At 61.6% G+C, this 19,371-nt stretch carries 26 protein-coding genes and 1 pseudogene; all 27 read left to right on the top strand.

Annotated features, from left to right (window positions below):
* Positions 1-385: pseudogene (locus AC07XM_RS29170) on the top strand (helix-turn-helix domain-containing protein); the annotation flags it as partial.
* Positions 378-1,760 (top strand): replicative DNA helicase, encoded by a 1,383-nt coding sequence (gene dnaB / locus AC07XM_RS29165; protein ID WP_102690132.1) that lies wholly within the window; start codon positions 378-380, stop codon positions 1,758-1,760. The pseudogene AC07XM_RS29170 and the gene dnaB, both read left to right, overlap by 8 nt.
* A 22-nt stretch (positions 1,761-1,782) precedes the next feature.
* A complete protein-coding gene (locus tag AC07XM_RS29160) occupies positions 1,783-2,079 on the top strand; it encodes a DUF1364 domain-containing protein (protein WP_102690133.1) in 297 nt (98 codons plus the stop codon).
* A complete protein-coding gene (locus AC07XM_RS29155) occupies positions 2,076-3,401 on the top strand; it encodes a tyrosine-type recombinase/integrase (RefSeq protein ID WP_102690134.1) in 1,326 nt (441 codons plus the stop codon). The genes AC07XM_RS29160 and AC07XM_RS29155 overlap by 4 nt, the downstream gene beginning before the upstream one ends.
* Entirely contained in the window at positions 3,373-3,693 is a 321-nt protein-coding gene (locus AC07XM_RS29150) for a hypothetical protein (protein WP_102690135.1), read from the top strand. Before AC07XM_RS29155 ends, AC07XM_RS29150 begins: the two co-directional genes overlap by 29 nt.
* Before the next feature lie 2 nt (positions 3,694-3,695).
* Entirely contained in the window at positions 3,696-4,085 is a 390-nt protein-coding gene (locus tag AC07XM_RS29145; protein WP_172455964.1) for an antiterminator Q family protein, read from the top strand.
* Positions 4,086-4,172: 87 nt separating this feature from the next.
* Positions 4,173-4,670 (top strand): hypothetical protein, encoded by a 498-nt coding sequence (locus AC07XM_RS29140; RefSeq protein WP_102690136.1) that lies wholly within the window; start codon positions 4,173-4,175, stop codon positions 4,668-4,670.
* 240 nt (positions 4,671-4,910) lie between these two features.
* The gene (locus AC07XM_RS29135) at positions 4,911-5,231 is read left to right on the top strand and encodes a phage holin family protein (RefSeq protein WP_102690137.1); all 321 of its coding nucleotides are present in this window, start codon (positions 4,911-4,913) and stop codon (positions 5,229-5,231) included.
* A 12-nt stretch (positions 5,232-5,243) separates the two neighbouring features.
* On the top strand, positions 5,244-5,459 hold the full coding sequence (locus tag AC07XM_RS29130; RefSeq protein WP_102690138.1) for a hypothetical protein: 216 nt from the start codon (positions 5,244-5,246) through the stop codon (positions 5,457-5,459).
* A complete protein-coding gene (locus AC07XM_RS29125; RefSeq protein ID WP_102690139.1) occupies positions 5,456-5,863 on the top strand; it encodes a hypothetical protein in 408 nt (135 codons plus the stop codon). Before AC07XM_RS29130 ends, AC07XM_RS29125 begins: the two co-directional genes overlap by 4 nt.
* A gap of 19 nt (positions 5,864-5,882) precedes the next feature.
* A complete protein-coding gene (locus AC07XM_RS29120; RefSeq protein ID WP_102690140.1) occupies positions 5,883-6,614 on the top strand; it encodes a hypothetical protein in 732 nt (243 codons plus the stop codon).
* A gap of 192 nt (positions 6,615-6,806) precedes the next feature.
* Positions 6,807-7,352, top strand: coding sequence for a terminase small subunit (locus AC07XM_RS29115; protein ID WP_102690141.1), 546 nt, complete (start codon positions 6,807-6,809; stop codon positions 7,350-7,352).
* The gene (locus AC07XM_RS29110) at positions 7,315-9,390 is read left to right on the top strand and encodes a phage terminase large subunit family protein (protein WP_256596981.1); all 2,076 of its coding nucleotides are present in this window, start codon (positions 7,315-7,317) and stop codon (positions 9,388-9,390) included. The genes AC07XM_RS29115 and AC07XM_RS29110 overlap by 38 nt, the downstream gene beginning before the upstream one ends.
* On the top strand, positions 9,378-9,584 hold the full coding sequence (locus AC07XM_RS29105; protein ID WP_102690142.1) for a DUF6148 family protein: 207 nt from the start codon (positions 9,378-9,380) through the stop codon (positions 9,582-9,584). Before AC07XM_RS29110 ends, AC07XM_RS29105 begins: the two co-directional genes overlap by 13 nt.
* The gene (locus AC07XM_RS29100; protein ID WP_102690143.1) at positions 9,581-11,107 is read left to right on the top strand and encodes a phage portal protein; all 1,527 of its coding nucleotides are present in this window, start codon (positions 9,581-9,583) and stop codon (positions 11,105-11,107) included. The genes AC07XM_RS29105 and AC07XM_RS29100 overlap by 4 nt, the downstream gene beginning before the upstream one ends.
* Positions 11,046-13,124 (top strand): ClpP-like prohead protease/major capsid protein fusion protein, encoded by a 2,079-nt coding sequence (locus AC07XM_RS29095; RefSeq protein WP_102690144.1) that lies wholly within the window; start codon positions 11,046-11,048, stop codon positions 13,122-13,124. The genes AC07XM_RS29100 and AC07XM_RS29095 overlap by 62 nt, the downstream gene beginning before the upstream one ends.
* A gap of 69 nt (positions 13,125-13,193) precedes the next feature.
* Entirely contained in the window at positions 13,194-13,508 is a 315-nt protein-coding gene (locus AC07XM_RS29090) for a DUF2190 family protein (protein ID WP_102690145.1), read from the top strand.
* On the top strand, positions 13,505-13,885 hold the full coding sequence (locus tag AC07XM_RS29085) for a head-tail joining protein (RefSeq protein WP_102690146.1): 381 nt from the start codon (positions 13,505-13,507) through the stop codon (positions 13,883-13,885). Before AC07XM_RS29090 ends, AC07XM_RS29085 begins: the two co-directional genes overlap by 4 nt.
* Before the next feature lie 40 nt (positions 13,886-13,925).
* Positions 13,926-14,417 carry a hypothetical protein gene (locus tag AC07XM_RS29080; protein ID WP_102690147.1) on the top strand — a complete coding sequence of 164 codons (492 nt, stop codon included), beginning with the start codon at positions 13,926-13,928 and terminating at the stop codon, positions 14,415-14,417.
* The gene (locus tag AC07XM_RS29075; protein WP_102690148.1) at positions 14,414-15,016 is read left to right on the top strand and encodes a phage baseplate assembly protein V; all 603 of its coding nucleotides are present in this window, start codon (positions 14,414-14,416) and stop codon (positions 15,014-15,016) included. The genes AC07XM_RS29080 and AC07XM_RS29075 overlap by 4 nt, the downstream gene beginning before the upstream one ends.
* 40 nt (positions 15,017-15,056) lie before the next feature.
* Entirely contained in the window at positions 15,057-15,329 is a 273-nt protein-coding gene (locus AC07XM_RS29070; protein WP_102690149.1) for a hypothetical protein, read from the top strand.
* A gap of 2 nt (positions 15,330-15,331) precedes the next feature.
* Positions 15,332-15,658, top strand: coding sequence for a GPW/gp25 family protein (locus AC07XM_RS29065; protein ID WP_102690150.1), 327 nt, complete (start codon positions 15,332-15,334; stop codon positions 15,656-15,658).
* The gene (locus AC07XM_RS29060; protein ID WP_102690151.1) at positions 15,655-16,635 is read left to right on the top strand and encodes a baseplate assembly protein; all 981 of its coding nucleotides are present in this window, start codon (positions 15,655-15,657) and stop codon (positions 16,633-16,635) included. The genes AC07XM_RS29065 and AC07XM_RS29060 overlap by 4 nt, the downstream gene beginning before the upstream one ends.
* Positions 16,632-17,444 (top strand): phage tail protein I, encoded by an 813-nt coding sequence (locus AC07XM_RS29055; RefSeq protein WP_102690152.1) that lies wholly within the window; start codon positions 16,632-16,634, stop codon positions 17,442-17,444. The genes AC07XM_RS29060 and AC07XM_RS29055 overlap by 4 nt, the downstream gene beginning before the upstream one ends.
* A complete protein-coding gene (locus tag AC07XM_RS29050) occupies positions 17,441-18,118 on the top strand; it encodes a phage tail-collar fiber domain-containing protein (protein ID WP_102690153.1) in 678 nt (225 codons plus the stop codon). Before AC07XM_RS29055 ends, AC07XM_RS29050 begins: the two co-directional genes overlap by 4 nt.
* Positions 18,119-18,132: 14 nt before the next feature.
* Positions 18,133-18,873, top strand: coding sequence for a hypothetical protein (locus AC07XM_RS29045; RefSeq protein ID WP_102690154.1), 741 nt, complete (start codon positions 18,133-18,135; stop codon positions 18,871-18,873).
* Positions 18,874-18,882: 9 nt separating this feature from the next.
* On the top strand, positions 18,883-19,347 hold the full coding sequence (locus tag AC07XM_RS29040; protein ID WP_102690155.1) for a hypothetical protein: 465 nt from the start codon (positions 18,883-18,885) through the stop codon (positions 19,345-19,347).
* Positions 19,348-19,371: the final 24 nt, after the last annotated feature.

Genomic DNA, 19,371 nt, shown 5'->3' with positions numbered 1-19,371 from the left:
CCCCACCCCGGCACCAGATGCCCCCAGAACCGTAAAGGAACCATCAATTGAACCGTCACCTGATGGCAATCGCGTTCCGCGCTCGCCGTCTTGCCCGATTCAGGACATCGTTGATTTGTTCAACCGACTGCTCACACCTGCGCTGCCTGCAGTGGTCCTCGTCTCCGAAGCGCGCAGGAAGCAGCTCCGAGCTCGCTGGAACCAGAGCGATGTTCACCAGAGTCTCGAATTCTGGGCCGAGTACTTCGCCGATGTCGCCAAGTCCGACTTCCTGATGGGCCGTGCTGCTGGGAAGTTTGGTGGCGCACCGTTCCGGGCAACGTTCGACTGGCTGATTGCCCCGTCCAACTTCGTGAAGGTGGTGGAGGGCAATTACCATGCATGAGCCCTACAACGCAGAGGCTGAGCACGGCCTGCTGGGCGCCATGCTGCAGCGCCCCGAACTGATCGACACCCTGTCCGACGACCTGTCGCCCGAGTCGTTCTACTTCGCCGAGAACGCCGAGGTGTTCCGTGGCATCCAGGCGCTGCGAGCCGCAGGCAGGGCGGTTGACCTGCTGACCGTTGCCGATCACGTAGGCGTGCTGCACAACGGCGATCGCGCCCTTGGGCACTGTGCTTCCCTGGTCCACAACACCCCAAGCGTGGCCAGCGCGGGCACCTACGCCGCAATCGTCAGGGAGCGCGCCATCGAGCGTGCACTTTACGAGCTGAGCGACCGAACCCGGGAGATCGTTCAGGGTGGCGGCGACATCCAGGACAAGATCGCAGCAGTCCAGGCGGCAGCCATGGGCATCGACGCTGGCAGCGATGGCGAGGAAGTCGTGAAGGCTTCGGACCTGATGGCCGACCAGTTGGAGGTGTGGCAAGAGCGTCACGACAGGCTGTCACGCGGTGAAACTTTGATCGGCCTGTCCACCGGCCTGGCGGATCTCGACGAGAAACTGGGCGGCCTGCAGCCCGAGCAGCTGATCATCGTCGCGGGACGTCCGGCGATGGGGAAAACCACGCTCGGCATGGGTTTCGTACTGGATGCCGTTGTGCGCCAGAAGAAGTCGGGGCTGGTGATCAGCCTGGAGATGAGCAAAGGCCAGTTGATCGATCGAGCCGTCGCCGCCGAGGGCAAGATCCCGCTGAACCTGGTCAAGAATGGTTCAGCCTGCGAGTCGCATGGCGCCGAGCTGTGCGCCGCGGTAGCCAAGCTTAAGCACGCCAACCTGTTCATCGCCGATCGCGCTGCCGCCACGGTCGGGCGCATCCGTTCGCTCGCCCGCCGCCACAAGATGCGGTACGGCCTGGACATCCTGATGGTCGACTACCTGCAGCTGATGGACGGGGAGGGCAGCAATCGCGTCGAGGCAGTGAGCGGTATCAGCCGCGGCTGCAAGTTGCTGGCCCGCGAGCTTGGCATTCCGGTCGTGCTGCTTAGCCAGCTGTCTCGCGAGTGCGAGAAGCGCCCGAACAAGCGCCCCGTGCAATCCGATCTGCGCGAGTCGGGCGCCATTGAGCAGGACGCCGACGTGATCCTCTTCGTGTACCGCGACGAGGTGTACCACGAAGACAGCGAGTTCAAGGGCATCGCCGAGATCATCGTCGGCAAGGGCCGGGACATCGAGACCGGGACCGTCCGCGCGGCCTTCCTGGGTCAGTACAACCGATTCGAGAACCTCACTGCCAATTGGCAACCACCTGCCAAGGCCCCGACCACCAATGACCGTCCGCTGGCTTCCCGCTACGCCCGCAAGGAAATCCCAGCATGAGCAACGCCCCAGGAGAGAACCCATGCGGCAAACCAAACTGACCAAAGCTGCGCGCGGCCGCGAGTGCCAAGTGCGCATCCCGGGCGTGTGCAACGGCAACCCGGAAACCACCGTCCTGGCGCATTACCGCATGGCTGGCACCTGTGGCGTCGGCAGCAAGCCGCATGACCTGCAGGGCGCCTGGGCCTGCAGCACTTGCCACGATGTCTGTGACGGGCTTAGCAAAGCCGTGGACCGAGAGACGGCGCGCCATTACCACGCTGAGGGAGTGATTCGCACCCAGGCGATCCTGCTGGCTGAGGCGGTAGTGGTCGCATGAGCGCGACCCGGGAAGTGAAGTTGAGCGAGGCTGAGGTGCGCCGGCAAGCCGCCGATAAGTCGGTACGCGACCTGCGCGACCCACGTTACCCGGGCTTGCGGTTTCGATTCGACCAGAGCCGGCAGGCTGGAACGTGGTTCCTGGTTGTTCGCCGCAAGTGGAACCGGCTAGCGCGCTTCCCTGAGTATGGTCCGGCGGCAATCTTTGCCGAGCTTCCCGGACTACGGCAGCGCTTGCTGTGCCGTCCGGACGAGATGGTTGCCCTGGCTGGCCTGGTGACATTCCACGACCTGCTGGTCTGGTTCAAGGGGCGGGTCGTAAGTGACGCCTCGCTATCCGATTCGTGGAAGAGCACTGTTCGCACGGTGGTCGATAAGCACTTGCAGCCCCGCCTCGGCGAGTTGCCGATACTCGCCCTCAACCCAGCAGTGCTGGACAAGTCACTGATGTGGCCGCTTCAGGCTGAATGCTCCACGTCCTACGTTCGGCAGATTTTCAGGGTACTGAGCCTGGCAGTGAGCACGGCGCGGGCGCTTGGGTTAATCCACAGCAATCCCATGGCTGAGATGAAATTCACGAACTTCATCAAGACCAAGATCGCGCCGAAAGATGGGCGACTGCGCGCGGATCATCTGCAAGAGGTGGTGCCCGCGCTTGGCGCTCTCTTCAGCACCGCGCCCGTCGATGCCATGTTGGCGCTGCTGATGATCTGCCACGGCACCCGGGTTGGCGAGAGCCGTAGGGCAGAGTGGCCCGACTTAGCCTTGGGCCATGGCGAGTGGGTCATTCCCGCCAAGCACACCAAGACGCGCTCCGAACACCGTTTGCCACTGACCCCACAGATGTGCGCGCTGCTGCGCCGTTATCGGGCCATCCAGCTCGATAGCGGCTACACCGGCAAGTACCTGTTCCCAGGTCGCAAAGGGCAGCCCATGAGTTCCAGCCAAGCCTCGTCGATATTCCGTCGTTTGGCCAGCCGCGAATGGTCGAGCCATGACCTGCGGAAGGTGGCGCGCACCGCTTGGCTCGACATGGGGGTGGACGGATTTATTGGCGAAATGCTGCTCAATCACTCGTTAGGAAAAGTTGCTGATACCTACATCAAAACCAAGGGCAACGGCTTGCGTCGCGAGGCTCTGGAGCAATGGCATGAGTGGTTAGACGGGATTGGCTTTGCGTCTATCCATGGGTTGACGGGCGTGCAATCCGCAATTCCTCACAACGGGCCGCAAGTCAAGCCGCGCAAGGCACGCAGCCCAATCAATGAATTAGTTACAGGGGAGAATGCAGAACATGAAAAAGCGCATTCAGGATGGCTTTAAACGGCCCCGTCTGGACCTCGTTCAGTGCCCGGTATGCCGGGGCAGGGCGGTCGTGAAGGGGATGTTCTACGAGTTGGTGTGTACCGACTGCAATGGCTCAGGTTGGGTTATTGACGGGTCCAGGTTGGTGCTTCCGCTTGATGAGCTTGTAACGCAGTTGAGTTTCAAGCTGCAGCAGGCGCAGGAACAAATTGAAGCGATGAAAAGACCGGCCAAAGTAGTCGGCCCGGAGCAGCAGTACCAAGAACCGAACCGCCTGGGGGCGGGCGGCACAAATTACACAGGGGATTGACCATGATGATTCGCAAGCCAGCCGGCCGCCCATTGGGTGATACCGAGTATCTGCTGGAGCAATGGGGATGGTGGCGAATGGATGGAGCGGGGGTTCCTACTTGCGTTTCGCCCACATTGGCTCTGATGCACCAGGCAGTGCCGCAGGTATCTGCCAGTCATAACTATTGCATCACTGACGACTGGGCGGTCGCCGTCGACCATGCCGTTGCTAGGCTTGCACACCGGGATCTGCAAATGGGTGACGTTATTTGGCTGTACTACGGGGCTAAGTGGCCCATGCTGCGGGTTGGCAAGCATTTCGGGATCAGCGAGGGAAAAGCCAGAGAGTTAGCGCGGGCGGGAGCAGCATGGATCGACTGCGCCATTAGCGCTATCCGGGAGACTGCATGAGGTGCTGAGGTATAGCCCAGCTTTCACAAAGGGGGGTAGAATTGCGAGCATTTAAACGATTTTTTGAGAATTATCAAGGAGTTGAAGGTGTTTGATAATGCGGTTTTGACACTTACCGTGATCAGTGGCTTTGCGTCCATCGCAAGTTATGCCATGGCGACCGGCAGTGTCGGTGCACGGCTCGGGCGAGCGGGATATGTTCTTTTTGTCGCTTTAGTGATTGCCTTGTTTTCTCACAATCAGTCCGAATCGGCAGCAAAAAATATTGAGCTACAGTCGCAGTTGGACCTCATCACGACGATCGAATACCGGGCTGCTCAGGTTCTAAAAAACACTCCGCGCTCCTCCGATGGGGAGAAGCGAGGCTTCGTCTTCGCCTCGCTAGCTTTTCTGGAGCGAAACAAGGACACGGTGCCTGATGCTTATTCGTTAGCCAGAGAATACGCTGTTGCGAGTGGTGTACTGACGAATGACCAAGAGGACGGCGTCAAGCGGACGTATCAGTCTTGGCGGTTGAAGGACGCTTCAGATGCGATGGAGTCATTGTTAAATGGGCTGTCAGCGGGTAAAGCCTATGAGGAGTGAATCTCATCACATTTTTTGAAAGATTGCTTTTCCGCACGGAATAGTTCTGTTTTCATTGCAGCGTGTGTTGCTGTGAACGCAGCGCGACGCTTCCCAAAGCCCGGCCACTGAGCCGGGTTTTTTTACGCCCGTTTCCAAGCCCCGCCGCCGTGCGGGGCTTTTCGTTTTCGGCCCTACACCTGCTCCTTGCTTCCAGCGGATGCCAGTGATGTAGGAGCCGATCTATTTTGAGGATTGCAGATGAACAACGAGCATCAGGCGCTCGCTGATGTGCCTCTATGGCTTCTGATTTTGTTGAGCATGGCCGGCCTGTCGGGCGAGATGCTTCGAGCCTCCGGAGCAGACCTGAGCTTGCGTCAGATTCTGCAACGCGTTGCTCTGCGCTTCTTAGCGTCTGGCTTGCTTGGCATGGCAACGCTACTGCTGGCCTTGGCTCTTTGGAACAGTCTCTATTTGGCAGCTGGGTTGGGCATTGTCATTGCCGTCATCGGCGCGGATGTCGCGGGCGGCTTGTACACGCAGTTCCTCGCCAAGCGAGCTGGGCTTCCTTCGAACGAGTGATGAGGTGATGCAGTGAGCGTATCGAATCGACCACGAATACTGAGCCACCTGCAGGGCGATGTGCTGCATTGCATTGGCACCCTGAAAGGCGATGCCGAACGCGTGGCCAAGGCCATGGCCCAGATTGCCAATATTGACCCGCATGCGGTCGAACGGGGAATGATTGCCCTGCGTCGTGCGACCGCCCAACTGGAAGACGCTGTTACGCGTAACGAGGTGAATAAATGACCCGGAGTAAATTCAAGGTGGTTCACGACATGGGTACCACCTTTGTCGATGCGGAGCGCTTGGAGTTCATCAATGACGGCCTGGGGGTTGCGCTGTACTTCGACGGCCAACTGGCGGCAGCCTTTCCAAAGATTGAGTACGTCTGGGTGGATTTCGCCAATTCCCCGGCCCAGCCCGCGCAGGCGGTTGAAGCTATCGCTACCGTTGAGCTGGTCGCCGGTGAGGCGCTGCTGGTTGGGTGTCCGCTGACTGATGCCATCGAGCGCACTACCAGCATGATCGAGCATGCCAAGGGCGAAGTTGGCGAGACACTGCATTCCCATCTTCACGCCCTGCTGGCTGAGCAGCGCGGCCAGCTTTTTCGCGGGCCGGCCCCTGTGCGTGACGTTATCGGTACTGTCTAGGTAGGTTTCGGAGGCGGGCATGATTGACATTAAGTTAGATATCGACAGCGTCGCGCTGGCCCGTGAAATCTCGGACATTCAGCGAAGGCAAATCCCCTACGTGCTGATGCTGGCTCAGACGCGCTTGGCCACCAAGCGCATCAAGCCGGGGATCACCGAGGTAATGGGGCAGCGCCTGGACCGGCCTACCCCGACCACCATGCGCAGCCTATTCGCCAAGGCGGCCACCAAGTCACGGCCCGCCCAAGTGTGGTTCAAGGATTCATGGACTACAGGAATTCCGGCTGACCAGTATTTGCAGCAGGCCGTCCAGGGAGGGCCGCGACCGCACAAGCGCTTCGAGCGGTCGCTGATCTCGCATGGCTTGATGAGTGCCAATCAATTCGCCGTGCCAAACGCCGGGCTGCTCAACCAGTACGGCAACGTCTCGCGCGGCGTGATGATGCGCATTCTGTCGGGTCTTGGTGCGGCCGAGAGCAAGCGCGGTCACCAAGCCAACGCCACGGGTAGCAAGCGCAGTAAGCGAAAAGGCAATGCGGAGCGTTACTTCGTTGGAACGCTTGGCGACGAGACCGGCGTGTGGGAGCGCAAGGCCCGCAAGCAGGTTGCGCCGGCGTTCCTGTACACCAAGGGCGCGCCGCATTACCGCGTCCGTTTCCCGTTCTTTAAGATCGGCGAGAACATCGCCAAGGCGCACGGGCAGGCCGAACTGGCTGCCGCGCTGCGCGAGGCGATCCTGACCGCGAAGTAAGGGCGCGCGCGTCGAGACAGGCCCGGCACCCCCTCGGCCGGCAGGTCGGGAGGGCGTCGTTCCTCGGCCCGGCCCTGCCCCCACCACTCCCGGCAACGGGTCCTCCCGGACCCACCGGGGCTAGGGGGTAATTCGGGCCCCGCCCTTTCGCTACGTATGACCCTTTTGCAGAGGTTGGTTGTTGTTTCGTCTATGGCTAATCCAACGATCACGCGGCAGCCGTACTGGCTGAACAAAAAACGCATGGCCGAAAGTCTCGGGATTTCGGTCCAGGCCTTTGATAAATGGGGCGTCGAGCCGGTTAAGAAGATCGGCCGAGAAGCCTTTTACGACACCCGATGCGTGCTTGATAACCGGCTGCAGCATCAGAGCGGAAAGCAACAACTTGGCTCAGACGAAGTTGATCCGCTCATTGAATACAAGATCGCTTGCGAGCGTTTGCGCCTGACCAAGGGGCAAGCAGACGCCCAGGAGAGCAAAAACAAGGTTTCCGACAAGGAACTTGTGCCGGTCGGTTTCATGGTGTTTGCCCTGGCCAGCCTGTCGGCGCAACTGGCTTCAACCCTCAACACCGTTCACAAGAACGTCAAGCGCAAGCACCCCGATATCAACGTGCGCCACCTGGAGGCGGTTGAAACCGAGATTGCCGTTACGCGTAACGCGGCTGCTGGTTTGGCTGATCGCATACCGGAGCTTTTGAATGAATACATCGCCTCCCTGGATAACGGATCTAGTTGAGGCTGTCCGGCGCGGACTGAAAAACCTAGAAGTTGACCCGCCCATGACAGCTGTTGAGTGGGCAGACGAATATTTCTACATGTCCTCCGAGTCGTCGTATGGCGAGGGCAAATGGACCACTGAGTGGTTTCAGGTGGCGTTGCTCAACGCCATGGGTAACGACCTCATCCATGAGCTGAACCTGCCGAAGTCGGCGCGAATTGGCTACACCAAGATGCTGATGGCGAACATCGCCTACAAGATCAAGCACAAGAAACGCAGCGTCTGCATGTGGAGCCCGACGGACGACGACGCCAAAGGCATCATGAAAAAGCACGTCGACCCGATGATTCGCGACGTGCCTGTGATCAAGGCCCTTGCGCCCTGGTTCGGCAAGAAACACAAGGACAACACCGAGGATCAAAAGACCTTCGAGAACCGCAAGGTGCTGTGGTGGTTAGGCGGCACGGCGGCGGGTAACTACCGGGAAAAGAGCCCGGATGAAGTCGGCTATGACGAGCTTTCAAGCTTTCAGGCTGACATTGGCAACGAGGGCTCCCCCACGTTCCTGGGCGACAAGCGTTTGGAAGGCGCGACCTTCCCCAAGTCGATTCGCGGGTCCACACCAAAGCTGGCTGGCAGTTGCCAGATCACACGGGCCGCCGGCGAATCGTCCTACCTGCTGCGCTTCCATATCCGCTGCCCGCATTGCAACACCGAGCAGACGTTGAAATGGGGAGGGCGAGACGATCCTTTCGGGCTCAAGTGGTCCAGGGATGAACTGGGCGAGGTCGACAAGGCCTGGTACCTGTGCGAGTCCGGCAACGGCTGCACGTTCGAGCATCACGAGATGATGGCGGCTTCGCAATTCGGCCGTTACATCTGCGAGCGGACCGGCATCTGGACCCGCGACAGCATGGAGTGGTTTGGGCCTGACGACAGCCCCATTCGCACGCCGCGTCGCCTGACGTTCCATATCTGGACGATTTATTCGACCTTCACCACCTGGGTGAAGATTGCCGACGAGCGCGTCAAGGCCGGTAAGGACCGGGGCAAGATCAAGACGTTTGTTAACACCACGCTGGGCGAGGCCTGGGAGGAAGACCTTTCCGAGAAGGTCGACTGGGAGAAGCTGCGCGAGCGGCGCGAGGTGTACGGCGCCGAGGTGCCGGCACGTTGTGTTGTCCTTATGGGCGGCATCGACACCCAAGACGACCGTTACGAGCTGCGGGTGTGGGGATTCGGCGCCGACGAAGAAGCCTGGTTGATCTACCGGCGGGTACTGACTGGCGACCCTGCCAGCGTTCACCTGCTGCGTCAGGTTGGCCTGCAGCTGCGCAAGCAGTTCACCCGTGCCGACGGCATGCGAATGGACGTGATGCGGTGGTGCTGGGACTCCGGCGGCCACCACTCGGAAACCGTACGCGCGCAAAGCCGCAAGCATGGCTTGCACTGGGTGGTCCCGATCTTCGGGGCCAGCACCTACGGCAAGCCCATTGCCAGCTTCCCGCGCAAGAAGGAAAAGAAGTCCAAGACGTACCTGACCGAAGTCGGCACCGACAACGCCAAAGAGGTCATTTACAACCGCCTCAAGCTGCAGCCGGACGGCAATCGCCCGGTGCCGGGCCTGATCCACTTCCCGGCCGACGATTCGATCTGTGACGACGACGAGCTAAAGCAGCTGACCAGCGAAACCAAGAAATGGGTTTTAGCGAAAGGTCGGCGCGTGCTGCGTTGGGACGCCAGTAAGAAGCGTAACGAAGCGCTCGACTGCTTTGTGTACGCCCTGGCAGCGCTGCGAATCAGCCAAGACAAATTTGGCCTTGACCTGGAGTCGCTGACCGACGACCTGAGCCCGGAAGCGCGAGGGTGGCCGGCGCCGGACGACGAGCCGGACGATGAAGACGACGAGCCCGACGTGCAAGACGAGTCCGACGAAGCAGGCGAGCCCGACGAAGCCCCGGCCGAGCCCGAGGCAGAACCCAACGACACCACACTGCCCGAGCCGCTGGATGACGACGGCTTGCTGGGCGCAGGAGATAACCCATGGCTGCAGTAACCCCTCAGGAAATGCTCGACCGCTACATACAGGCCGAGTGCGACGTGCTGGCCGGCAAGGACGTGACATTCGGTGGTCGCCGCATGGTGATGGCCGATCTGCCGCAGATCATCAAGGGTCGCCAGGAGTGGGAGCAACGCGTGGCGGCGGCATCCCGAGGCGGGCACGGCTATGCCGTGGCTGTTTTTGAATGAACCGCGTTGACCGGGTGCTTGAGCCGCTGTTTCCCACTTGGGTAGCGCGGCGCATGGCCGCCCGTGACGTGATCCAGGCCTACGAGGCGGCCACTGTTACCCGCACCCACAAGGCCAAGCGACAGGGCCGCAGCGCCAATGCCTCGCTGCAGAAAGACGGCCGCTCGATGCGAGAGCAATGCCGCAAGCTGGACGAAGACCACGACATTGTCATTGGCCTGCTCGACCGGCTGGAGGAACGGATTGTTGGCGGCCCTGGTATTTCCGTGGAGCCGCTGCCCCTGGACTACGCCGGCAACGTGCATTCCGACTTTGCGGACCAGATCAAAGCTGCATGGGCGGAGTGGTCGCTGTGCCCGGAAGTCTCAGGCGAGCTGACCCGGCCGCAAATGGAACGCCTTATGTGCCGCACCTGGCTGCGCGATGGCGAGGGCCTGGCACAGATGGTGGTCGGCAAGGTGGCTGGTTATCAGCACTTGCACAAGGTGCCGTTTGCCCTGGAGTTGCTTGAGCCCGATTACCTGCCTTGGGAGTACAACGACCTATCCAAAGGCATTGCCCAGGGTGTAGAGCGTAACGAGTGGCGGCGCGTTCGCGCTTATCACATCTACAAGCGGCACCCCGGCGACCTGTTAGTGCATGGCCAAGCTCAAAACACCAAGGCCGTGCCGGCGGATCGAATGATCCACATTGCCTACCGCAAACGCATTGCGCAGAACCGTGGCGTTCCACTGCTGCACGGCGTGATTACTCGCCTGGCGGATATCAAGGATTACGAGGAAAGCGAGCGCATAGCCGCGCGCCTCAGTGCGGCCCTGGGTATGTACATCAAGAAGGGCTCGCCCGACGAGTACACGCCCGTACAGAACGCCAAAGAGCGCTCCATACCGATCAAGCCCGGCATGGTCTTTGACGGCCTACGGCCGGGCGAAGAGGTCGGGATGATCGAAAGCAATCGGCCTAACACGTTCCTGGAGCCGTTTCGGTCCGGGCAGATCAAGGCCGTGGCAGCAGGCACCCGCAGCACGCATTCCAGCGTGGCGCGCAGCTACGACGGCACCTATTCGGCGCAACGCCAGGAGCTGGTCGAGGGCCAGCTGGGTTACGACCTGCTGCAGCACGAATTCATCGACTACTGGTGCCGGCCGGTGTACCGCAAGTGGCTGGAGATAGCCATTGTGAGCGGCCAAATCGTCGTGCCAGCCGGGGTGAATCCCGACACGGTGTTCTCGGCGGTTTACCAAGGTCCAGTCATGCCCTGGATCAACCCGGTGCATGAGGCCAATGCGTGGCAAATCCTGGTGGAGTCCGGCTTTGCCGACGAGGCCGAGGTGTCGCGTTCGCGGGGGCGTAACCCTGCAGAACTCAAGAAATCCCGCATTGCGGAAATCTTGCTCAACCGGGCGAAAGGGCTGGTGTTCAGTTCGGACGCCTTCCACAAGTTCTACGGGAACAAAGGCAATGAAAACAAAGGGAAAGACCCCGCTGATCCAGCCTCGGGCGGCAATCAGCCAAGCAAATAAGCCCGATGAAAGTTGGTACTCCCTGCGCGCCGCCTCGCGCGGCGTGGCCGAGGTGATGCTGTACGACGATATCGGCGCCTGGGGTATCTCGGCGCGTCAGTTCGCCCGCGATCTGGCAGCGCTCGGTGACGTGTCCACGATCAAGTTGCGTATCCACTCCGGCGGCGGCGATGTGATGGACGGCATCGCGATGTACAACATTCTGCGCGGCCACTCGGCCCGCGTAGAGGTGTACATCGACGGTATGGCCGCCTCTATGGCCAGCGTCGTGGCCATGGCGGGTGATGTGATCTACATGCCGGCGAACTCCAGCATGATGGTGCACAAGCCGTGGGGTGGGCAGGTAGGCGATGCGGACGACATGCGCGAGTACGCCGACTTGCTCGACAAGTTCGAGGGCACGCTGATCAGGGCTTATGCGCTCAAGACAGGCAAAAGCGAAGAAGAAATCGCCGCACTGCTCAAGAAAACCACCTGGATGGATGGTAACGAGGCGGTGGCGGCCGGCTTCGCGGACCAGGTGCTGGAACCGCTCAAGGCCGCCGCTCAACTCAGTTCTAAACGTTTAGAGGAATACACCAGCATGCCCGAAACAATGCGCAACCTGATGAATCCAAGGGGTTCTGTTCATAGCCCTGCGCCTGCGCCTGCTCCGGCACCTGCGCCTGCCCCTACTCCAGCCCCGGCCCCTGCGCCGACAGAGCCACAAGCGGCCGCGCTGCTCGCCCAGTTCCGTGCCGAGGAAAACCAGCGCCGCGAAGGCATCGCCGCCGCGTTCGTTGGCGGCCTCGCCGTCGCTCATGCGACCCTGCTGCAGGCTTGCCAGGCTGACATGACCTGTTCCGTGGCCGTGGCGCGTGAGCGCTTGCTGGCCGCGCTGGGGGCGGATATCGCGCCGGTGAATTCACCGACCACCCGCCATCCTGGCTATGTCGGCAACGGCAACCTGGTGGGCGACTCGGTGCGAGCTTCGATCTACGGGCGCTTGGGCTACGAAGACAATCAGGCCGACAACGCCTACAACTACATGACCTTGCGCGAACTGGCTCGCGCCTCGCTGCAGGACCGTGGCATTGGCGTGGCCACATTGCGCCCGCTGGATATGGTCGGCTTGGCCTTCACCCATACATCCAGTGATTTTGGCAACATCATCTTGGATGCATCGCACCGTGCGTTGCAGGCAGGGTGGGCGGAAGCCGAAGAAACCTTCCACCTGTGGACCCGTACCGGTCGCCTGTCTGACTTCAAGGTCGCCAACCGCGTAGCCCTTGGCTCGTTCTCGGTGCTGCGTGAGGTTCGTCCTGGTGCTGAGTACAAAAACATTACCCTTACCGACTCCGGCGAAACCATCAAGTTGGCCAGCTATGGCGAGATGTTCGCCATCGACCGTCAGGCGATCATCAACGACGACCTCGACGCCTTGAGCGCGATTCCGCGCCTGATGGGTATTGCCGCGCGAGCGACCATCGGTGATCTGGTGTATGCCACCCTGATCGATAACAACAAGATGAAGGACGGCAAGCCGCTGTTCGACGCCTCGCGCAAGAACCTGTTCACCGGCAATGGTTCGGCCCTGTCCATCGAATCCATGAGCGCTGCCAAGGCTGCGATGGCCCTGCAGAAGGCGAAGACGGCCGAAGGCGCTAAGCCTCGCACGCTGAACATCCGCCCGGCCTTCCTGCTGTGCCCGGTGGCTCTGGAGGACAAGGCCAACCAGCTGATCCGTTCCGCCTCGGTGCCTACCGCTCAGGTCAACGCCGGCGTCATCAACCCGATCAAGGACTTTGCGCAGGTCATTTCCGACCCGCGTCTGGATGATGCGTCCTCGACCACCTGGTACCTCGCGGGCCGTCAGGGTAGCGACACCATCGAAGTGGCTTACCTGGATGGCGTCGACACGCCGTACATCGAGCAGCAAGAAGGCTTCACCGTGGACGGCATCGCCACCAAGGTGCGGATCGACGCGGGCGTCTCGGCGCTCGACTCGCGCGGCCTGAGCCGTTCCGTCGGCGCCTGATCCGCCGGCGTCACCAAGCACCCCGCATTTGCGGGGTTTGTTGTTTCTGGAATAGGAGAAAGTACGACCATGGCCACTAACCATGTGAATAGCGGCGATACCGTCGTCCTCGCGGCGCCCACGGGCGGATCGGTGTCCGGTGTGCCGCAGGTGATCAACGATCTGGCGGTCATTCCGCTGTCGAGCGGTCCCAAGGGCACGCTGATTACCTACCGCACTTGCGGCGCCTGGAATGTCCCGGCGGCGGCTGGGCTCAAGGCAGGCGTCAAGGTGAGCGTGCTGGACGGCGCCTTGGTCGCCGCTGGCACGGCCAATTCGCTGCCGTTCGGCAAGCTGACGACCGACACCCTCAACGGCTATGCCGAAGTGCTGATCGTCCAATGAGTCTGCGGCCGAGCTTTCGCGAGCGCATGGCCGTCCTTACAGATCAGATCCTTGACCGTGTGGGCGACCGCGCGACCTTGGAGGACGGCACGCCGATCATGGGCACCTTCGAGAATCCGTTTCTCGATCCGCAAATGATGGGCAAGGGCGGCAAAGGGCTTGCGGCGTCGGTCGATGCTGCCGCCCTGGGGGAGCCTCGGTTTAACGTGCTGGCCGCTGTGGCGGCGCGCTTGCCGAAGGGCTCGAAACTGACCATTGACCTGCCGGCCGACGAGGGTGGTGGGAAATACCGGGTGATCCGGCCGGAGCCTGGCGGCGATGGCATGGTGGCCCTGGTGCTGGGGGTTGAGCGTGAGCGAACCGCAGACATCCGATAGCGAGCCGTTAGAGCATGAGCTGACACGGCTTCACGAAGCCATGACGGCCACTATCAAAGAGGCTATCCCACAGTTGCAGGGCGTCGAGGACTATCCCGTGCTCAAAGAGGGCATGGCGATGCCGCTGATGATTTACGCCATGACCAATGTGCAGCCCGGTGAAGACCCCGGCGACGGCCGCGTGTGCATTGTCGCAACGTTCGAGGCCTGCATTCTGGTCGAGTCCGACCGCGATAAGGCGCCCCTGCAAGCGGCCATTCTAGCCACCAAGTTGGCCTCCCTGCTGCATTACCAGCAGTGGGGGCTCGACTTCACCATGCCGGTTGAGGGCGTCCAGGCGATGCCGACGATGCCTGTGCCTGAGCTGGCCGAGTGCGCAGCCTGGGCGGTGCAGTGGCATCAAACCCTTTACCTGGGTGACACCACTTGGCTTTGGGAGAACCAGCCGCCTGGCTCGCTGGTGTTCTCGTTCGACCCCGAAAGCGGGGAGGGTAACGAGCACAACTATCAGTCACCGGAGGCCATGGCATGACTTACGCGGCCGCGCAGGCGGACCGCATGCTGGCCGGCCTGGTGATCCCCTGTTATGTCGTTGGGGTGGATCTCGTCGCCGGCAGGGTGCGGGTTTCCGATGGCGGTGACTGGACGAGCGCGTGGGTGCGCTGGCATGCCTTGGCAGCCGGCAAGGCCCGTCACTGGCGGTCACCGAGCATGGGCGAGCAGGGCGTGCTGGTGAGCCCAAGCGGCGAGCCTGCACAAGGGACGTTCGTTCCTGGGTTGTACGGCAATGCCGGCCCCCAGCCGGACAACCGCGACCATGTCGAGGTGTGGCGTTTCGATGATGGCGGCTCGCTGGTCTACGACTGGGAAGCCAACAGCTACACCATCAAGCTGCCCACGGGCACGGTCAACATCGAGGTCGGCAGCACCAAGGCGGTGATGACCGACGACACGATCAGCGCCAAGACCACGACGCTAACGGCCGAGGCACAGGCCGCCACGATCAAGGCGCCGTCGATCACCCTGGAGGGCAACGTGCAGGTCAATGGCGCGTTACGCGTAACGGGCGATATCAACGGCGGCGGGATGATCATCGACACCGCTGGCAACACGGCAAATCACAAGCACTGACAGCCCGCATTCGCGGGCTTTGTCTTATCTGGAGGGCCATATGGCTACTAAAGCGAAAACCGTTTCAACCGACGAGGCCGCTGCCTCGGACGCCGCCGACGCGGGCGTTGTGGCTGATCCAGCTGCAGCCCCGGCGGTGGCGCAAGTCACCTTCGCCGACACCGTCTACACCTCGCGCTCGCTGTACCTGGCCAAGGGCGAGGAGCTGCGCGAATTCAAGGTGGTGGCCAAGCATGTCAGCGTACCGGCCGATGACGCCGAGGCGGTGGCGTTCCTGGCTGACCACCCTGAGCTGCAGCGCCTGGACGGCTGACCATGATCGGCCTGGATCGCCGCACCGGCGAAGCTATCTCAGGCCTCGATCACCTGCGCCAATCCATTGAGGACATTCTGACCACGCCACTCGGCAGCCGTCGCATGCGGCCGGAATACGGCAGCAAGCTGCGGCGTTACGTCGACATGCCGGTCAATGAGGGATGGAAAAGCGCAGTACAGGCCGAGGTGGCCCGCGCCCTGGGCCGCTGGGAGCCTCGCTTGAAGTTGGAGCGGGTGGTTGTCACCTCGGTGCTTGACGGGCAAATCGGCATGACGCTGACCGGCGAGTACCTGGGTAGCACCGCCGTCATGGAGGTAACCGCATGATCGACCTTTCCCTGCTACCCCCGCCCGATGTGGTGGAGAGCGTGGATTTCGAGGAGCTGTATCAGGAAACACTGGGCATCTTCCGCGAGTTCATGAAAGACCAATGGACAGCGGCGCTGGAGTCCGACCCGGTGGTCAAGCTGATGGAAGTCATGGCCTACCGGGAAATGCTCACGCGCGCTCGGGTCAACGCGGCGGCCAAGGCGAGCTTGCTGGCCTTTGCCAAGGGTAACGACCTGGTGAACCGTGCCGCTGACTATGGCGTGGAGAAGTTGGTCATTCGCCCGGCCGACCAGGATGCGGTGCCGCCGGTTGAGGCGGTGATGGAGAGCGACGAGGCGTTGCGCTACCGCACGCGGCTGTCGCTTGAGGCGTTGTCGGTGGCTGGCAGCAGCGGGGCCTATGAGTATCACGGGCTGAGCGCATCGGCCGAGCTGACCAATGTGTCGGTCGATTCGCCCCGGTTTATCGGTGCGGAATTGACGCCCGCCGTGCGTGCCCAGCTTCCCCCCGGGGCCATTGTCGTGGTCTGCGACTACGACGCTGGCCTGGCCAACCCGCTGCCCGGCGACGTGTCGCTGGCCATCCTGCCCAGCCTCACCAGCACCACGCCGGTGGCCCAGCTGGTCGCGAAGGTCAAGGCGGCTTTGTCGGCCGAGGAAGTACGGCCGATCACCGACCGACCCCGTGTGGCCGCCGGTTTGCCGGCTGAGTTCAAGGTGGAGGCCGAGCTGCAGATTGAAGAAGGGCCAGACCCGGACGTGGTGAAGGCCACGGCGCGGGCGGGCCTGGATGCAGCCATTGCAGAAGCACGCCGCCTGCAGGGGCAATTGCCCCTGTCGGCCATCTACGCCGCGTTACACGTAACGGGGATTCGTAGCGTGACCTTGAAGCAGCCAGCAGCCGGAGTGGTGTGTGATAAGCGGCATTACCCCAGCTGCACCTCGATCACGCTGACGGCGAAGGTGGTGGCATGAGTCTGTTACCGCTCAACGCCACCCAGCTGGAGCGAGCCCTGGAGGCCGCCGCCGACCTTGGCCTTGACCCGGACATTATCCGGGGCGTGGCCGACTCGGCACGTTGCCCGCCGAACTTCCTGCCCTGGCTGGCTTGGGCGCGGAAGGTTGACGGCTGGGAAGCGGCTTACACCGATGAGCAACGTCGCGCGCTGATCCGCGAAGCGATTCCGGTTCACAAGACCAAGGGCACGGTCGGCGCAATCCGGCGTGTGCTCAAGGCCGTGCGGGTCAATGCGGATTACAAGGAGTGGCGCGAGATCCCCAACGCCGCACCGTACACGTTCCAGGTCACCGCTTGGGCCAACGAGAACCGGCCGGGTGAAGGCTCGATCATCTCGCCGCAGCTGGAGGAACGCCTGCGTGCTCTGGTGGACGCGACGAAGAACGAGCGCAGCCACTACACCTTCCGGCTCGGTGCGCGCTTCGACGGTGGCCTGGTGGCGGCCAATGCTTCGCGCTTGCAGGGCTGGGTGCGTCGGTCAGCAGACGTGCAGCCGATCCCGCTGCCGCTCTTTGAGCAGCCGATGGGGCTGGTGAGTGTTTCCCGGCATCAGCAGTTGCAGCGGCATTCTGCTGAAGCCCAGGCGGTGCCGTTACCGCCTTCTGAGCAGGCCATATCGCTGGCCAATGCCACCCACGCGCGCTGCGTCTCCCGATGGTCTGTCGAGGCGCAGGGCGTGCCGATCAACCACGAAACGGGGCTGCTGGCCGCCAATGCGGTCACCGCCCGTACTGTCGTGCGCGTCACGATGGAGGCTGTTCTATGAGTACCGCTTTAAAACCCCTGATCACCAAGGCCGGCCTGGCGGCGATCTGGAACGCAACGAGCACCGGTGTGCAGGCTGAAATCGCCTACATCGGCCTCGGTTCGCAGGGGTACACGCCCACTGTCGATCAGAAGGCGCTGCGTGCCCAGGTCGTCAAATACCCAATCTCCGGCGGCGAGAAGCTGAGCAGTTCGTTGATCCACCTGACGGCTCTGGCTGATGACGACAAAGCCTTCTGGGTCCGCGAAGTCGGCATCTACTTTGCCGACGGCACCTTGTTTGCGGTGTGGTCGAGTCCCGACACGCCACTCACCTACAAGGCCGCCGGTACCGAGCTGCTGATGGCTTATGACTTGTCGCTAGAGGCTTTGCCAGCGGACAGCGTAACCATCGTCAGCACAGCCACCGGGCTCAACCTGACGCTGGCGGCCCCGCTGGCTGCGCAGGCCTCGGCATTGCTTGCGGACATGATGCGAGGGGTTCGGCAAGACGACCAGCTAGACGCGCTGAGCAAACAGCAAAAGGTCGTGGGGCAGCTGCTGGTCAGTCTCACTGACCGCATGAAGGAAGCCGAAACCCAGCAGGCCAAAGACCGCGAAAGCCTGCTGATCGCTGTTGCAGCCAACGCAGCGGCAGTCATCAACCTGCAAAACCTCGTTGTTCAAAAAATCTAGGAGTGTGATTAACCATGAGTCTTGAATCTCAAATCGCGGATCTGGTAACCGAAGCCAAAGGGCTAATTGCTACGTTCAACGGAAAGAAGGCCGAAATCAATGCGGCTGTATCGGCTGCTATAGCAGCTATTCCCTCTAACGCGAAGACCTACTACATCAACACGGTGATTGGTGATGACAAAGCTGCTGGTACAGCTGCAGCGCCGCTAAAGTCCCTCAAGCAGGCGCTGTACAACACGCCTGCGGGTGGCCAGGTGGTCTGCTACCTGCAAACTGATCATCTGCTGGACACCAACGTTGCCATCGACAATCGGGTGTTGCACATCTGCTCCGATACGCAAGGGGTTAAGCGCAAGCTACGGTGTGCCTACTATCCGACCAATGATGGAGCGGCCACTTGGTTGGGTGGCTTCGTCTCGTACTACGGTGGGCAGGTTCTGCTCACTGATATCACGTTGGATTTGCCTACGCCGTCCGGGCTGACGCCGGTGCCATATGGGCTTAAAAACGCGGTGTTCATGGTCAACTCCAGCGCCGGCACGCCGCTGACGCAAGTCAAATTGTCTTCCTGTGAAGTCGTGGCGGCAGCCGATTGGATTGGTTCGCTGGTAGCAGCGCCAAACAGCGCAGTCGTGCTCGAAATCTATAACTCGACGTTCCCGGCCAACTTTGGCGGTCGTTACGTCAATGGCGTGGCGGCTGGTACAAATCCCGCCACCCTGTCCAACATTCTGACCAACCTGGCCACTCTGTAAGGAGCTCCAATGCAAACAACCAATCTGTCTATTGAATTCGAAGGCAAAACCTTACTCGGCTCTGACTTTGCGGCCTTGCCTTTAGCTGCTGCAAAGCTGGTTGCTTGTCGCCAGATCGACCAGGCGGCCGATGCTGGGCGTCGGGCTGTGCTGGGCGATACCTTGCGCGCTCTGGAGTACCAGGTAACTGCCGAAGAAGCTAAAGCATTCGCCGCTGCCGGTTACACCGGCGACGTCCCACCAACCGTGCAGGCCTGGGTGGATGCTGCCGGTCTGGAACCGCGAGCCGCTACCGACAGCATTCTGGCGGAGGCCGCCGCCTGGAAGCAGGCGCTCTATCAGTTGCGTGCGCTACGCCTGAAAGGCAAGCAGGACGTGCTCAAGGTAACCAGCCATGACGCCGTCGAGGCAGTCGCTGACGTGGCGATAGAAGCCATTCACACCAGTGTCCAGGGCGTCGGCAACGCCGCCTAAATCCTCCCCAGCACCCCCGTACCC

Source organism: Pseudomonas sp. GW460-LB5 (assembly GCF_059423245.1).
This window is presented reverse-complemented; position numbering and strand designations above follow the sequence as displayed.

Coding starts and splice junctions, on each gene's coding strand:
- dnaB (WP_102690132.1), top strand. CDS start 378: ATGCATGAGCCCTACAACGCAGAGGCTGAGCACGGCCTGCTGGGCGCC.
- AC07XM_RS29160 (WP_102690133.1), top strand. CDS start 1,783: ATGCGGCAAACCAAACTGACCAAAGCTGCGCGCGGCCGCGAGTGCCAA.
- AC07XM_RS29155 (WP_102690134.1), top strand. CDS start 2,076: ATGAGCGCGACCCGGGAAGTGAAGTTGAGCGAGGCTGAGGTGCGCCGG.
- AC07XM_RS29150 (WP_102690135.1), top strand. CDS start 3,373: ATGAAAAAGCGCATTCAGGATGGCTTTAAACGGCCCCGTCTGGACCTC.
- AC07XM_RS29145 (WP_172455964.1), top strand. CDS start 3,696: ATGATGATTCGCAAGCCAGCCGGCCGCCCATTGGGTGATACCGAGTAT.
- AC07XM_RS29135 (WP_102690137.1), top strand. CDS start 4,911: ATGAACAACGAGCATCAGGCGCTCGCTGATGTGCCTCTATGGCTTCTG.
- AC07XM_RS29125 (WP_102690139.1), top strand. CDS start 5,456: ATGACCCGGAGTAAATTCAAGGTGGTTCACGACATGGGTACCACCTTT.
- AC07XM_RS29120 (WP_102690140.1), top strand. CDS start 5,883: ATGATTGACATTAAGTTAGATATCGACAGCGTCGCGCTGGCCCGTGAA.
- AC07XM_RS29115 (WP_102690141.1), top strand. CDS start 6,807: ATGGCTAATCCAACGATCACGCGGCAGCCGTACTGGCTGAACAAAAAA.
- AC07XM_RS29110 (WP_256596981.1), top strand. CDS start 7,315: ATGAATACATCGCCTCCCTGGATAACGGATCTAGTTGAGGCTGTCCGG.
- AC07XM_RS29105 (WP_102690142.1), top strand. CDS start 9,378: ATGGCTGCAGTAACCCCTCAGGAAATGCTCGACCGCTACATACAGGCC.
- AC07XM_RS29100 (WP_102690143.1), top strand. CDS start 9,581: ATGAACCGCGTTGACCGGGTGCTTGAGCCGCTGTTTCCCACTTGGGTA.
- AC07XM_RS29095 (WP_102690144.1), top strand. CDS start 11,046: ATGAAAACAAAGGGAAAGACCCCGCTGATCCAGCCTCGGGCGGCAATC.
- AC07XM_RS29090 (WP_102690145.1), top strand. CDS start 13,194: ATGGCCACTAACCATGTGAATAGCGGCGATACCGTCGTCCTCGCGGCG.
- AC07XM_RS29085 (WP_102690146.1), top strand. CDS start 13,505: ATGAGTCTGCGGCCGAGCTTTCGCGAGCGCATGGCCGTCCTTACAGAT.
- AC07XM_RS29080 (WP_102690147.1), top strand. CDS start 13,926: ATGACGGCCACTATCAAAGAGGCTATCCCACAGTTGCAGGGCGTCGAG.
- AC07XM_RS29075 (WP_102690148.1), top strand. CDS start 14,414: ATGACTTACGCGGCCGCGCAGGCGGACCGCATGCTGGCCGGCCTGGTG.
- AC07XM_RS29070 (WP_102690149.1), top strand. CDS start 15,057: ATGGCTACTAAAGCGAAAACCGTTTCAACCGACGAGGCCGCTGCCTCG.
- AC07XM_RS29065 (WP_102690150.1), top strand. CDS start 15,332: ATGATCGGCCTGGATCGCCGCACCGGCGAAGCTATCTCAGGCCTCGAT.
- AC07XM_RS29060 (WP_102690151.1), top strand. CDS start 15,655: ATGATCGACCTTTCCCTGCTACCCCCGCCCGATGTGGTGGAGAGCGTG.
- AC07XM_RS29055 (WP_102690152.1), top strand. CDS start 16,632: ATGAGTCTGTTACCGCTCAACGCCACCCAGCTGGAGCGAGCCCTGGAG.
- AC07XM_RS29050 (WP_102690153.1), top strand. CDS start 17,441: ATGAGTACCGCTTTAAAACCCCTGATCACCAAGGCCGGCCTGGCGGCG.
- AC07XM_RS29045 (WP_102690154.1), top strand. CDS start 18,133: ATGAGTCTTGAATCTCAAATCGCGGATCTGGTAACCGAAGCCAAAGGG.
- AC07XM_RS29040 (WP_102690155.1), top strand. CDS start 18,883: ATGCAAACAACCAATCTGTCTATTGAATTCGAAGGCAAAACCTTACTC.